13 protein-coding genes are annotated in these 13,759 nt (G+C 53.0%); 9 read left to right on the top strand and 4 right to left on the bottom strand.

Annotated features, from left to right (window positions below):
• Positions 1-115 precede the first annotated feature (115 nt).
• The 3 genes from SYN7336_RS20050 to apcB form a co-directional block, all read right to left on the bottom strand.
• The gene (locus SYN7336_RS20050) at positions 116-415 is read right to left on the bottom strand and encodes a hypothetical protein (protein ID WP_017327731.1); all 300 of its coding nucleotides are present in this window, start codon (positions 413-415) and stop codon (positions 116-118) included.
• Positions 416-635: 220 nt separating this feature from the next.
• Positions 636-1,472: a TlyA family RNA methyltransferase gene (locus SYN7336_RS20045; protein WP_017327730.1), complete on the bottom strand. Its 837-nt coding sequence runs from the start codon at positions 1,470-1,472 to the stop codon at positions 636-638.
• Positions 1,473-1,495: 23 nt separating this feature from the next.
• Positions 1,496-1,999: an allophycocyanin subunit beta gene (gene apcB / locus SYN7336_RS20040; RefSeq protein ID WP_017327729.1), complete on the bottom strand. Its 504-nt coding sequence runs from the start codon at positions 1,997-1,999 to the stop codon at positions 1,496-1,498.
• 276 nt (positions 2,000-2,275) lie between these two features.
• Between apcB and SYN7336_RS20035 the strand changes: the two genes are divergently transcribed.
• From SYN7336_RS20035 to SYN7336_RS19995, 9 genes are all read left to right on the top strand, one after another.
• Complete coding sequence (locus SYN7336_RS20035) at positions 2,276-4,105, top strand: response regulator (protein ID WP_017327728.1); 1,830 nt, start codon at positions 2,276-2,278, stop codon at positions 4,103-4,105.
• Positions 4,106-4,158: 53 nt separating this feature from the next.
• Positions 4,159-4,791, top strand: a complete 633-nt coding sequence (locus tag SYN7336_RS20030) for a chemotaxis protein CheB (protein WP_173399672.1) — start codon at positions 4,159-4,161, stop codon at positions 4,789-4,791.
• Positions 4,788-6,644 (top strand): CheR family methyltransferase, encoded by a 1,857-nt coding sequence (locus tag SYN7336_RS20025; protein WP_026101176.1) that lies wholly within the window; start codon positions 4,788-4,790, stop codon positions 6,642-6,644. The genes SYN7336_RS20030 and SYN7336_RS20025 overlap by 4 nt, the downstream gene beginning before the upstream one ends.
• Before the next feature lie 534 nt (positions 6,645-7,178).
• A complete protein-coding gene (locus SYN7336_RS28315; RefSeq protein ID WP_017327725.1) occupies positions 7,179-9,251 on the top strand; it encodes a PAS domain S-box protein in 2,073 nt (690 codons plus the stop codon).
• Entirely contained in the window at positions 9,220-9,600 is a 381-nt protein-coding gene (locus SYN7336_RS20015) for a response regulator (RefSeq protein WP_017327724.1), read from the top strand. Before SYN7336_RS28315 ends, SYN7336_RS20015 begins: the two co-directional genes overlap by 32 nt.
• Positions 9,601-9,855: 255 nt before the next feature.
• Complete coding sequence (locus tag SYN7336_RS20010; protein ID WP_156820246.1) at positions 9,856-10,164, top strand: two-component system response regulator; 309 nt, start codon at positions 9,856-9,858, stop codon at positions 10,162-10,164.
• A gap of 430 nt (positions 10,165-10,594) precedes the next feature.
• Positions 10,595-10,873: a hypothetical protein gene (locus SYN7336_RS20005; RefSeq protein WP_017327722.1), complete on the top strand. Its 279-nt coding sequence runs from the start codon at positions 10,595-10,597 to the stop codon at positions 10,871-10,873.
• Between the two features lie 409 nt (positions 10,874-11,282).
• Positions 11,283-11,540 (top strand): hypothetical protein, encoded by a 258-nt coding sequence (locus SYN7336_RS26970; protein WP_156820245.1) that lies wholly within the window; start codon positions 11,283-11,285, stop codon positions 11,538-11,540.
• A 68-nt stretch (positions 11,541-11,608) separates the two neighbouring features.
• Positions 11,609-11,884, top strand: a complete 276-nt coding sequence (locus tag SYN7336_RS19995; protein ID WP_156820244.1) for a hypothetical protein — start codon at positions 11,609-11,611, stop codon at positions 11,882-11,884.
• A gap of 113 nt (positions 11,885-11,997) precedes the next feature.
• Here SYN7336_RS19995 and SYN7336_RS19990 read toward each other — a convergent pair whose 3' ends face one another.
• Positions 11,998-13,713: a cytochrome c biogenesis protein gene (locus SYN7336_RS19990; RefSeq protein ID WP_017327719.1), complete on the bottom strand. Its 1,716-nt coding sequence runs from the start codon at positions 13,711-13,713 to the stop codon at positions 11,998-12,000.
• Positions 13,714-13,759 lie beyond the last annotated feature (46 nt).

Below are 13,759 nucleotides of genomic sequence, written 5' to 3'. Positions count from 1 at the left end.
GGTGGCAGAAGCGAGACAAACAGCAGAAATGGCGGCCATATTTTCCCCTGCCGAGTGGCGGGGACGACTTCGGCCACCATTTCTCTCGCGCTAAAAAACTTAGCGGGGCTGTAATTTAGTATCGGGGCTGAAAGGAACCGGAACGGGCGCTATCGGAACGGGGACGGCTGTTTTCGCGAGGTCTAGCTTTGTTCACGCGCATTTCGCGGCCCAGCCACTCGGCACCATCTAATTCTTCAATCGCCTTTGCTTCTTCCTCGTCTGCAGATAATTCGACGAATGCAAATCCTCTCGGGCGTCCGGTTTCGCGGTCCATAGGCAGAGTGACGTTCTTTACAGTTCCGTACTCGCTAAAGACTTCTGTAATATCTTCCTTAGTGGCTCTGTAGGACAGATTGCCAACATAAATGGACATTTGATTGAGCTCTCCAGTAGTGAAATTGCCTCGGAACTACTACAGTAGGGCGAAGTCTACAGACGCACGCCAGCGAACCGCAATAAACTAAGGCGCGTCTACTCTAGCATGTTTGCCAAGGGCTGAGTCTCAATTGTGTCTGGGATTAAGGTTTTGAGACAATTCTATTTTTCTGGCGATCGCCAGCGCTCCAAATTAGTGCTGTGGCCGCCAGATCGACCTACCGTCGCGCCGTATCTGCCAATGCCAGCCGAGCCTCCCGAGCCAATGCTTGCAAGTGCGAGAGCGCAGGCTCGTCAGGACCGCTGCGGTCCTGCAGCCACAATAGAAACTCCAGATTGCCAGCAGGGCCGGGGGCTGACGACCAAGTGACGCCCCAATAGTGCCAGCCGAGTGCTCGGGCCGCTGCTAAAACAGAGGCGATCGCCTCCGCCTGTACCTGCGGATTGCGCACCACCCCTTTTTTCCCCACGCGATCGCGTCCCGCTTCAAATTGGGGCTTGACCAGCAATAGAGCCTCCTTCGGCGATCGCAACAGGTTCCACAGCGCGGGCAGAACCTTCGTCAGCGAAATAAACGACACATCCACCACCGCCAGCGTGGGCCAGCACTCGGGAGGCAGATCGGCAGGATAGAGCTCCTCCGGCTTGAGATGGCGCAAATTCGTGCGTTCTCGAAGATGAACGCGATCGTCCGTCTGCAGCGACCAGGCCACCTGACCGTAGCCCACGTCTATGCCATAGACCTCGCGAGCGCCGTGCTTCAAGAGGCAGTCGGTAAAACCGCCTGTGGAAATCCCCCCATCCAGACAAATGCGATCGCGGATATCCAGATCGAAAGTCTGCAATGCCCCCGCCAGCTTGTCTCCTCCACGAGAGACATATTTGGGCTTGGCTTTGACCCGCACGACAGCATCGTCGGCGATCGCCGTACCGGGCTTGTCGATCGTCCTATCGTCAACAAAAACTTCCCCCGCCAAAACTGCCCTCTGAGCCTGTTGGCGCGATTCAAAGTAACCGCGATCGACCAACCAAACATCGAGGCGCTGACGGGGCATCTAGAGAGAGCGGTGAAGGCGAGTTAGATATTGGTTTCGCTGAGTTGGGCAGCCATATACTCGAACGGCGCGGTCACCAGGCTGGAGTCAGCACCATCCTCCAGCAGGTTCAAGACTTCGTCTTTCATCCGTTCGATGCTCTGAACGATCGGACCGGGGGGGACACCTAAAGAGTTGTAGGTTTCTCGCAAACCCGCCAAGACCCGCTCGTCGAGCACGTCGAAACTGCCAGCCACTAAGGCATAGCTGGCGTAGCGCAAAAAGTAGTCCATATCCCGCAGGCAGGCAGCGTAGCGGCGAGTGGTGTAGGCATTGCCGCCGGGACGCAGCAGGTCGGGAACGTCGGTAAAGAGTTGTGCGGCTGCAGATTTGACGATATCGGCAGCATTGAGATTGATCGCCCGAACGGCCTGAATTCGTACCGCGCCCGAGTCGAAATAGGACTTGAGACCGGCGATCGCATTCGGGTCGAGATAGCGGCCTACGCGGTCGTAGTTTTGAATAATGGTTGCGACAGCATCGCGCATGTTTCGGGATCTCCCAACGGTTTATTCGATCTGATGCTTATTAATAAGGTTGCCGCCACTGACCTAGAGGCACTTCCTGAAGTCCGAGTAGGCCGAGCAGAAACCCCCAAAATTTGTTTCAAAGTCTATCATGCTAGGGTTACTGCGCTTGGCAACTGTTACAGGAGTTTGCGATCTCTCAGAATTCAAGCACAAAGCCCGAGTACATCACACTTATCGCCAAACTGAGATGCAACCTGTGTCAGGACTTGCGACGACATTCCAGACAGCGATCGCATGCGAATTCTACTCGTAGAAGATGACGAACTGTTGCGGAAGGCGTTGAGCGAGTGCCTTGCCGGAGAGCACTATGCCATCGATGCTGTTGCCGATGCTAAAACTGCATGGGAGTATCTCTCGGTATTTAGCTACGACCTTGTTGTGCTAGATGTCCTGCTCCCAGGACAAGATGGCATTCGATTTTGCCAGGAGCTTCGTTCTCGCGGTTACAGCCTGCCCGTTCTCTTGCTGAGTGCTCGCGACACCAGCATCAACAAGATCGAAGGACTCGATGCGGGAGCCGATGACTTTGTAACCAAACCATTCGACATCGACGAGCTCGCGGCTCGAATTCGCGCCCTCTTGCGAAGGGGAAGGCCGGAGTCATCCCCAATTTTGCAATGGGGCCAACTCAGTTTAGATCCGAGCCAGGCAGTAGTGACTTATGGCGGACAGCCTATAACGCTGACGCCCAAGGAATACGCTCTCCTAGAGCTGTTCCTACGCAATCGCCAGCGAGTGCTCAGCTTTAACAAGATTATGGACAGTCTGTGGCCCGCTGGAGAATATCCCGGCAAAGACACTGTCAGAAGCCACATTAAAGACTTGCGCCAGAGACTCCAAGCAGTCGGCGCTCCCTACGACACGATCGCAACGGTTCGAGGTCGAGGGTATCGCTTGAAGTTGCCCGCTCCTACCGTAAATCCTCAGGCGGATGCATTGGGAACGCCCAAGCCTCAAACCGCTCGGAAGGCGGAATATTTAGCTGCTCGGGCAGAGGTTTGGGAGCAATACCAGAGCAGGTTTGCCGAACGTTTGAATGTTTTGTCTGAAGCCTGCAGTCGGCTGAAGCGGCATGGACTCGATCGCGAATTCCAGCAGCGCGCGGCTAGAGAGGCTCACACTTTAGCGGGAACTTTGGGAACGTTTGGCTTGGCTGAGGGATCGCGATTGGCACGGGAATTAGAATCCATTTTGCTCGGTATCGATTCGCCGGACACCGTGCAAGTGACTCTGCTCGATGCGCTTGCGACCGCTCTGCGTTACGAGATTGAAGTCAGTCCCTCCGAGCGCGCGGCTTGGCTAGAGCGAGGCCAATCTCCTTTAGTGTTAATTGCTGGCTGCAACGCAGGGATGGCGCAGCAACTGGCCGAACAGGCTGCGGCGGTCGGCCTCCGAACTGCGATCGCTTCGACCTCGGCAGAAATCAGACAGGCGATCGCGCAGGAAATCCCTTCAGCGGCATTCATCGATCTATCGCTGTTACGAGATGCTGAGGCAGAAGCAGCTGACTCGATTGCAGCATTGGCCCAGCAAACCCCGCCAGTACCGGTTATCGCGATCGGGGAAAGCGATCGCCTCAGCGATCGCATTGAGGCCACTCGTTTGGGAGCGAGCACTTTCCTCAAAACTCCCGTTACACCCGAACAGGCGTTCGAGGTACTGACTCAAGCCCTTTCTCGCAGCCATGCTGGGGCAAAGGTCATGGTTGTGGATGACGATCCTCAGTTATTGCAGAGGTTAACGACGTTGCTCGAACCTTGGGGATTCAAGCTCTCGCTGCTTGACGATCCCCGACAGTTTTGGCAGGTGCTCGAGGCCGTGAAGCCCGATTTAGTGGTGTTGGATGTAGCGATGCCTCATGTCAGTGGCATTGAGTTGTGTCAAGTGCTGCGCGGCGATCCCGATTGGAATCGCTTGCCCGTTTTGTTTCTCACGGCGCGTTCGGATGCAGAGATTCGCAGGAAGGTGTTTGCGGTGGGCGCGGATGACCATGTGAACAAGCCAGTCGTGGCGGCAGAACTGGCCAATCGCATTCTCAACCGTCTGAGCAGGGGGCAGAACTGAGCTATTCATCCTACTGTTAGAGAAGGAAGCAATACCATCACTCTGTGCCCGCTGTGGATAATTCGAACTCCCAGAACACCTACGATCGGGACTCTCAATTGGCCGAGACGGCATTTGACATCGTGGCGATCGCCACCTCTGCCGGCGGACTTAACGCATTGAGTGAAGTCCTCTCCAATCTGCCAGCCGACTTTCCAGTCCCCATCGTTGTGGTACAACACCTCGATCCCAGGCATCGCTCTCTGATCGCGGATATACTTAGTCGCCGTACCTCCTTAACCGTCAAGCAGGCGGCACAAGGCGATCGCCTCGTGCCGGGAATGGTCTATATCGCGCCACCCAATCGCCATCTGTTAGCCGACCCAGACCGAAGCTTGAGCTTGACTCAGTCGGAATTGGTTCATTTTGTTCGCCCATCTGCCGACTTACTGTTTGATTCAGTCGCCGCCAGTCACAAAGACCGCGCCATCGCCGTAGTTCTTACGGGGACTGGCAGCGACGGCGCTATGGGAGTGGAAGCGGTGAAAAAAATGGGCGGTACCGTTATTGTTCAAGAGGAGCAAACAGCGGAATTCTCCGGCATGCCGAGCTCGGCCATCCAAACCGGTGCTGTAGATTTTGTCCTCCCTCTACCCGACATCGCGGCCGCATTGGTTGCATTAGTAACCGCTAAGGATTCTGAATGAGTTCGAGTACTGAGGAAGAACGAGTATTTGAAGCCCTGCTGGACTATCTGAGGCGGACGCGAGGCTTTGACTTTACGGGCTATAAGCGATCGTCACTCCGGCGTCGAGTGACGAAGCAAATGCGCAGTCGCGAGATCGACAATTTTGGCGATTATCTCGATTATCTCGAAGTCCACCCGGAAGAGTTTGATGCTTTGTTCAACACCATTTTGATTAATGTAACGGCCTTTTTTAGGGACAAGTCAGCCTGGGATTATCTCTGGCACCATACATTGCCCAACGTGCTTAAAGGCAAGACATCTAACGAACCCATTCGGATCTGGAGCGCGGGGTGCGCTTCGGGAGAAGAAGCCTATACTCTGGCCATCATCCTGGCGGAATCGATCGGGGCCCATCAGTTTCGCCAGCGGGTCAAAATCTATGCTACAGACGTGGACGAAGAAGCTCTCACCCAAGCCCGCCATGCCAGCTATAGCTCAAAAGAGATCGAGCCTCTGCCGAACGAACTACGAGAAAAATACTTCGAGCCCCTTGGGGATCGCCATGTCTTTCGCCAAGATCTGCGCCGTGCGGTCATCTTTGGCCGCCACGATTTAGTGCAAGATGCCCCAATTTCCCGACTCGACCTGTTAGTCTGCCGCAACACCCTAATGTATTTCAATGCCGAGACTCAAAGACGCATCTTGGCTAGGCTTCACTTTGCCCTCAAAAACACGGGTGCTTTATTTCTGGGCAAAGCAGAAATGTTGATGACCCACCCCAATTTATTTACTCCTCTGAGTTTGCAACATCGCATCTTTGCCAAAGTGCCCAGTGTTAACTTGCACGATCGGCTGTTAGTGCTGGCTCAAACCGGCAATGACGAGGCCGGTGGCATTCTTACCGCTCAAGTTCGCCTGCGAGATGCGGCATTTAACAGTGGGCCAATCGCACAGATCGTGGTGGATTTTAACGGCAATATGGTTCTAGCCAATGCCCTAGCCCGCTCCCTATTCGGCATCAATCTAAAAGATATTGGCCGCCCCCTTCAAGATCTAGAAATTTCCTACCGCCCATTAGAGTTGCGGTCTTTAATCGATCGGGTCTATAGCGAGGGGATGACGATCGATATTCCTGACGTGACGCGCAACGTGTCGGAGGAAGAAACTCAGTTACTGGAGGTGCAGTTCAGTCCTCTTCGAGAAAATGGTAGCGATATTCTCGGAGTCAGCATTTCGTTTGCCGATGTGACCCGCTATCAACATCTACAGAACGAGCTGGAGCGTTCCAATCAAGAGTTGGAAACCACGAATGAAGAGCTCCAATCCAGTAACGAGGAGCTAGAAACCACGAACGAAGAGCTCCAATCCACCAATGAAGAATTGGAAACCACTAATGAAGAGCTCCAGTCCACGAACGAAGAACTGGAGACGATGAACGAAGAGCTCCAGTCCACCAATGAAGAGCTGCAGACGATCAACGACGAGCTGCGCTTGCGCACAGCCGAACTCAACCAAGCCAACGCATTTTTGCAATCCATCTTCGCAAGTCTGAAAGTTGGCCTCATTATCATCGACAGCCAAATGAATATTCTGGCCTGGAACCACGAGTCGGAAAACCTCTGGGGGTTGAGGTCGGATGAGGTGAAAGATCGGTCCTTATTCGGATTGGATATTGGCTTGCCCCTCGAACAACTGCGAGAGCCGATTCACAATTCTCTGGCTGGAGAAGGACCCTGCGAAACGAGCCTCGAAGCCGTCAACCGTAAGGGTCAGCCCATTCAATGTAAAGTTAGCTTCGATCCGCTGGTGGGAGCGGATCGCCAAAATCGGGGCGCGATCCTGCTGATAGAGACCATCAGCTCAGAAGCTTGACGGTGTTTCTCGCCACGTCAGTTCGACAAAAGTCTGGCCCCCATCCCCTAACCCCTTCCCCCAATTTTGATGCTGCTGGCGAAATTCATATTCCGAAACATTGGCCATTTGTCTAGATGCCTGTGGCCCCCTTCCCCTAACCCCTACCCCCAACTTTGGGGGCAGGGGAACAAGGCCCCGTAAGGATTTTCGGCTGTTTCTCCCCTCTCCCAAGTTTGGGAGAGGGGCCGGGGGTGAGGGCCATGCAGAGGACTTGCACCATGCCAATATTTCTAAATGTTAAATTGGCCAGCAGTATCAATTTTGGGGGAAGGGGAACAGAACCGCAGATTATAGGGTTTCAGACTATTGCTCCCCTCTAGCAAAATTGGGAGAGGGGTCGGGTGTGAGGGCAATGCAGAGCCATCGAACTCAGGTAGGACAATCCAACAAAGGGTTAAGCAGAGCCTAGCTGCCTGGAGTTGCAGTCATCATAGAAGAGGGAAGAGTTCGAGCAATTTCCAAAGAACAGCCACTCGTAGTGGCGCGACAGACATGAAATCCGATCTCGATATTTTGCAACGAAAATTTGATGCCGCCCAAAACCATCTGGATAGCCTACTCTGGCGTGCTGGCCAGGAGCCCCAGCCATCGGTCATCGTCGCAGAAGCCTTAGGAGAACTTTCGATCGCCTTAGAGGAACTGCACGTTATTTCAGAAGAGCTTTACGCACAATCCGAGCAATTGCAAGTTTCGAACCAAACTCTAGAGGCAGAGCGCAAGCGATACTTAGAGCTGTTTGAGTTCGCCCCGGATGGATATCTCGTCACCGATATCCAAGGGATCGTTCGAGAAGCCAACAGCACTGCTGCCAAACTGCTCAATTATCCCGCTAGATTTTTAATCGGCAAGCCTCTGGCGATCGCCATCTCGCCCGACCAGCACAAGCGTTTCTATACCCTCTTAAACCATTTCTATACCCTCTTAAACCAAATGCAGCAAAACTCTGCCTCGATGCAAGCGGAGCTGATGCTGCAACCGAGAGAGAGCGATCCATTCTGGGCTGCCTTTACGATTTCTGCCGCGCGCGACGACCGAGACCGAGTTCGCGGCTTCCGTTGGGCCTTCCGCGATTTGACAGAGTCTCGCCGGACTAAAGCTGCTCTGGAGAACAGCGAAGCTCGCTATCGAGCCATCGTCGAAGATCAAACAGAATTGGTCTGTCAGTTCCTTGCAGATGGCCGGCTGACATTTGTTAATTCTGCCTCCTGCCGTTATTTCGCCCAACGGCAGGAGGATCTGGTCAGCGATAACTTTCTATCTTACGTGCTGGAAGACGATCGACCGGCAGTCCAAAAGTACCTGGATGCATGCAGCCGAAGGCAGTCTTTAGGCGCTCTCGAATCCAGAGCGATCCCTCAAAATGGAAAGGTTCGCTGGATACAGTGGACCTTTCGGGCACTCTACGACCGGCAGGGTCGCTTTTTCAGGTTCCAGTCAGTGGGCCGAGATATCACAGCCCGCAAGCAAGCAGGAGAGACACTGCAACGTCGGGAAGCGCAGCTCCGGCTTATCACCGACGCTCTACCCGTCGCGATCGCTTATATCGATACTCAAGAGCACTATCAGTTTGCCAATCAGACCTGCGAGGTTTGGTTCGGTCGATCGCGCGAGACAATCTTGGGTCGTCACCTGCAAGACATCTTGGGGCAAATCATCTACGAAGAAATTCGAGAGCCTATTCAAGCCGCATGCTCGGGCGAGGAGGTAACCGTTGAGTCGGAATGGCTGTGTGGAGATGGCCATCCCCGCAGCATCTGCGCCACATTCATTCCTCACCGCGATGAAAGGGGAACTGTGATGGGGATCTTTTCTCTCGTTATCGATATCAGCGAGCGCAAAGCTATCGAGCAGATGAAGGACGAATTTCTCTCTATCATTAGCCACGAATTGCGCACCCCCCTCACCTCCATCCACGGCTCTCTCAAACTCTTGGCGACTGGAGAGCTGGGGACATTTTCTGCAGATGGCGAGGAAATGCTGGCGGTCGCTGACGAAAATTGCGATCGCTTGGTGCGCTTAATCAACGACCTGCTCGATTTCCAGCGTTTGGAGGCGGGCAGGCTGACCTTGCACCGGCAGGTCTGGGATGCAGGCGAGGCGATTGCGAAGGCTGCAGAGGCCATGCAGGGGATGGCTCGAGAGCGCGGGATTAGCCTGGAAACCGCCCCAGTCTCCCTGTCGATCTGGGCCGATCCCGACTATATTATGCAAACCCTAACCAATCTGATGGGTAACGCAATTAAATTCTCGCCCGAGGACAGTACCGTTTGGATAAATGTTCGAGAACGAGGAAATGAGGTATTGTTCTCTGTTATAGATCGGGGGCAGGGAATCCCTGCAGATCGGCTGAAGAACATCTTCGAGCGCTTCCAGCAGCTCGACGCATCCACGACTCGCCAAAAAGGGGGAACGGGCCTGGGCTTAGCCATTTGCCGCAGTATTGTCGAGCAGCACGGCGGCCAGATCTGGGCTGAAAGCACTCCAGGTCGAGGCAGTACCTTTTATTTCACGTTGCCAACTGGAGCGCACAGGCATGATCCCCAAACGCATCCTGATCGTCGATGACGAAGAGGGGATTCTTGCCGTCGTTCGAATTGGTCTCAAGATGACAGCGGGCTGGGAGGTGCTGACCGCAACGTCGGGAGCGGAAGGCCTTGAGATGGCTAAAACCGAACAGCCAGACGCCATTCTGCTAGATGTGATGATGCCCGATATGGACGGAATTGCTACCTTTAGGCAACTGCAAGCGGACCCTCAAACCCAGAAAATTCCCGTTATCTTGCTCACGGCTAAAGTTCGAGGCGGTGCTCCGAACGGTGTATCCGATCTGGAGGCTGCGGGGGCGATCGTCAAACCCTTCGATGCACTCGAGCTTGCCGAACGCATTACCAATATTCTGGGATGGACGCCATAATTCTACACAATTGCATTCGACCAAAAGATGTAATTTTACGTATTTTTCGCAATTTGCTTGTACGGCATTCCATACTGGGAAGTATTCGAATGGCCTTCGATCTGTGCAATCTAGCCAGTGATGGCCGAGTGAAATTTCCCTCGCATTGCGTCGTCCAGTGCAGAGAACATCAGGATGTGTCAGGCGAAACCAAAAAGGATTCTGCTGCTCGTTCACTCAGATGACTATTGGAAGGTCATCCAACTCGGCCTGAGAATGGCATCTGATTGGGAGGTGCTATCCGCCAACTCAATCGACGAGGGGGTGGAGATCGCAGAGCGAGCCGAACTCGACGCTATTTTGCTGGATGGAGATAGGGGGGAAGAAGATCTGCTGAGGGTTCTTACCCATCCCTCCACTGAAAACCTCCCCGTCATCGCGATCGTCGAGGGCAGACCTGCAGATTGGAGTTCGTCCAGCTTGCGCAATGTCGCTGCTGTCATCTCTAAAGCATCGAATCCCCTTTCTTTGGCCGAGCAGATTGCAAGAGCATTGCACTGGCCCATGCCCGACTTCAACAATTGAGCGATCGCTTAACAGAACTTCATTACTAGTTCCAATCCCTCCATACTATCTCCACATTCAATTCTTAAAATAAAAATGTATAGGCAGTAAGTATTTCGCGCGAGGCTTACATCGTTCTCTCTGGGGCCAGGTCATCGTAAAGGAACTTCCTAAGGCATCAAAAGGTCATTGGGCGCTGCCTCTAATCGGTCGATTTCGGCCCCTTTTTGTATTAGCACTATTCCTGAAGAGATCGTGAATCTCCAGATGGAGGGCCAAGCTAATGCACTGATTTTTAAACCTTCAATTTGGATGCTGCTGGCGAATCTCCGATCGGCATTCTGGACTGTTGCACAACCTCTTAAAGCCCATTAAAAAACTCCAGATCTCAATACTGCCATCAGAAATATTTGGTACGACCACTCATTATTGACTTGTCGGGCAGATCGTTATGACTATCGAAACCGTCGTTCATCAGGTGCTTGCATCCGGCGTTTTTTTAGAGCGCCACCGCAAGGCTGTTCTCATCCTGCTCGAGGCTGGCAAATGTACCAACAAGGATATGGCTGCGATCGTTCGCCTACAGGCTGCGGTCAATAGAGGCGAAATCCAGAATCTATGCTTTACACAACCCTATGAATCCTCCAAAGTCAGAGATAAAGACTGGAATATTAAAACGTCTCGGACCAGCGCAGAAAACTCGGGCCAATCCCAGGCTCGGGCCTCTTAATCCCCAAGACAGCAGTTTTCTAGAGCAACGATCTGCCCCAAACTGGTAATTCGATCGGGAGCCCAGCGCTGTTGGTAGCAATTGCAGCGCGGGTTTACATTTCTTAACTAAAGGCTTCGGCCTCTCCATACTCTCTCCATATCCGTTCTCTATAGTCGAATGCAATAGGTACCGAGTTACTTGGCGATTGGACTCATACCGTCGCAGAATCGAGAACTTGAAACTGTAGATACTGGTAAATTAATTTACTGTTGCGAACATCTTTCATAGCTGCTGCGGTCAGAGCTAGCAGACCTCGTGGCTGAGAGATTCCTCGCGATCCAAAGAACCTTCGCAAGAGTTTAGTAGATCTAGCTTTTATGCTTCTATCATTTCTCAGTCTTTTTAAAGTCCTGACATGGAGAACCTGATGTCCTCGCAAGCAACGAAAGCCTCTTCTATCCCACATAAATCTCTAACGGAGTTTTCATTCTTGCAGAGCCAGATCGAAGAGACAATCTATTTAGATTGCTTGCAGCGGTTTGCTCGACGCATTAGCCATCTCTACGACTTAGAAACCCAAGGAGAAATCACTCCTGCAAAAGCTCTCGAAGGCATTCGACTTTCCTTAGAGATGCTCGATCGAACAAAACAAGATCTCAGTACTTCGAAAAAGTCAATGTTGTGATGAGAAAAAGTATTCGAACTTTGTTTCAAACCCATATATCGATCTCTACAGATCGGGACGATCTAACCATGAAAACCTCACCGATCGACAGCACCATTTCAATCATCACTGAAGAATTAGAATCACTCTTGAATGAAAATTATCAGATCTTTAATACTCAAGCCTTGACTCGGTATGGCCGCAAGGAAAAACTGATTTCTTATGTCTTCAGCCGTATCTTTAGAGATCGTGAAAAAATTCGACCTCAGCTTGATAGCGCAGACTTTATCTCATTAGATTCAAGTCTAAATTATAGAGATAGGGTTCGGGAATACCTCTATCAGGGTATATCAGAAATACTTTAGATCGAAGGTAGAATTGCGGATCGCCTTTGGTCTCTCGCTCCACTGGGTGAAAAGTTTGAGGATTGTGCGGAAGGGCTGTCTGAGACCCTCGACTTTGCTTGCGCAATCTCTGCCTAGAGGGACAAGTTGCCGACTGGCTCTCGCTGCTCTTCTACAGGAGCTGAACTGTTGGAGCTTGCAGGCAATCCAGCTCGATGTCGCAGTGCAGCAGCTAAGACGAAGGCCAGATCGAGAGCCACCCAAGCTCCAATCCAGCCAGAACCTCCGGTGCCGAAACCGTAACTGTGTAACCCCCGACCCAAGACAAAGTTGACCCCATACCAAGCCATCAGAACAGCATTAAAGGACACCACGCTAGCCACCGCCAAACCGAAATTGTTCGTCCAGCCGACAAAGCGACCGTGGAGGGGAGCCAGATAGCAGAGCAGAGCGATCGCCGCCCAAGTTTCCTTCGGGTCCCAGCCCCAAAAACGACCCCAAGAAAAGTGCGCCCAAATGCCACCCAAAATAATGCCGGCAGCTAAGAGCAACACCCCCACCTGCAAGACGCTGTAATTCAATTTCGACAACTTCTGCAACCGCTGCGTTGCGCTCGAGGCGAATAAATAATGACCCAAAATAATATGCCCCAATCCCATTGCCAGCGCAAAACAGGCATAGCTCAACGCAATCGTCGGGACGTGGACGCTCAACCAAAAATTATCCCGCAATACCGGCACGAGTGGCTGAATGCGAGCATCCAACACCACTGGCAAACTATCTGCCAACACTAGAGCGGCGATCGCCAGCGGAGCTGCGGCCAAGAGATAGTAGCGAGCCCGAGTGCGCAGCTCGAAGGCTGTTGCCAGTGCCGCAATGCCAAACCCCACCCACACCACCGACTCGTACATATTGGTGACTGGCGGGCGATCGGCCACCTGAATCCGCAGGGCAAATCCGTAAATCTGGATGCCCAATCCCGCCACAAATATCCCCATCGCAGTCCAATACCCATTGGGTAGGGGCAGCAGCGTCACCGCCAACATGGCCACAAACGCCAGCGCAAAAATCTTCCACGTCTTGCCAAAAGCATGCAAGCGATTGAAAAACACCTCGCGTGCCAAGACGCGATCGCCGGGATATACCTCGGGACTCAACTGCTGCAACTGACGGTGCAGTTCCTGCGCCATTGGCGCGATCGCTGCGGCATCGCCGAGACGGAGATAGGTTGACTGCAGGAGCTGAAATGCATCCAGCAGAGCCGCTGCTCTTTCGGCGTCGTAATACTCTGCAGCTCGCTCGATCCCCACCCAAGTCCCTTTCGCATCAGTGGGATGGGGCACGAGGGGCACGGCATTGCGGTTCGCCACCGTATCCAACATCAGCGACATCCGATCGGCCACGGTGAGGGCTTCGCGATCGCCTCGACTCAGATCGCGATCGGCGGCTTGCTTTTGCTGCGCCTGCCCGAACGCCTGCGGCAATTCAGACTGCATCAATTCTTGAAAGCTGAAGTATTTGCGTTCTCCATCCAGCCCCACGGCTTCCTTCAGCGGACGATAGTCGACCAGGATGAAGGGCTCTCGATTCCAATCGCGATCGTTCCACCAGATTGACAAATAGGTGCTCAGATAGTCCAACTTCTCGCCATTAACTGGCTGGTAATTGACCGACCCGTGCATCTGCGTTATAGCTTCGCGAGCAACGGTATCCAACGGTTTTTTGCGACCGTCTAACTGCACGGCCAGCGTCTGCAAGCCGTCGGTGGGGGCGGGCTGCCATGTGCTCGTGGGGAGAAAAATGAACAGCGAAGCCAGCAGGAGACCAAAGCAAAATTTAAGTATTTTCATCAGAAGTCGGTATAGATTATTGTGGGTGCGAATGGGTTTCCAAGGA

Origin of the sequence: Synechococcus sp. PCC 7336, from assembly GCF_000332275.1 — a bacterium.
Lineage (GTDB): Bacteria > Cyanobacteriota > Cyanobacteriia > Thermostichales > PCC-7336 > PCC-7336.
The sequence above is the reverse complement of the archived record's forward strand: the minus strand, read 5'-3'. Positions and strand labels throughout refer to the sequence as shown.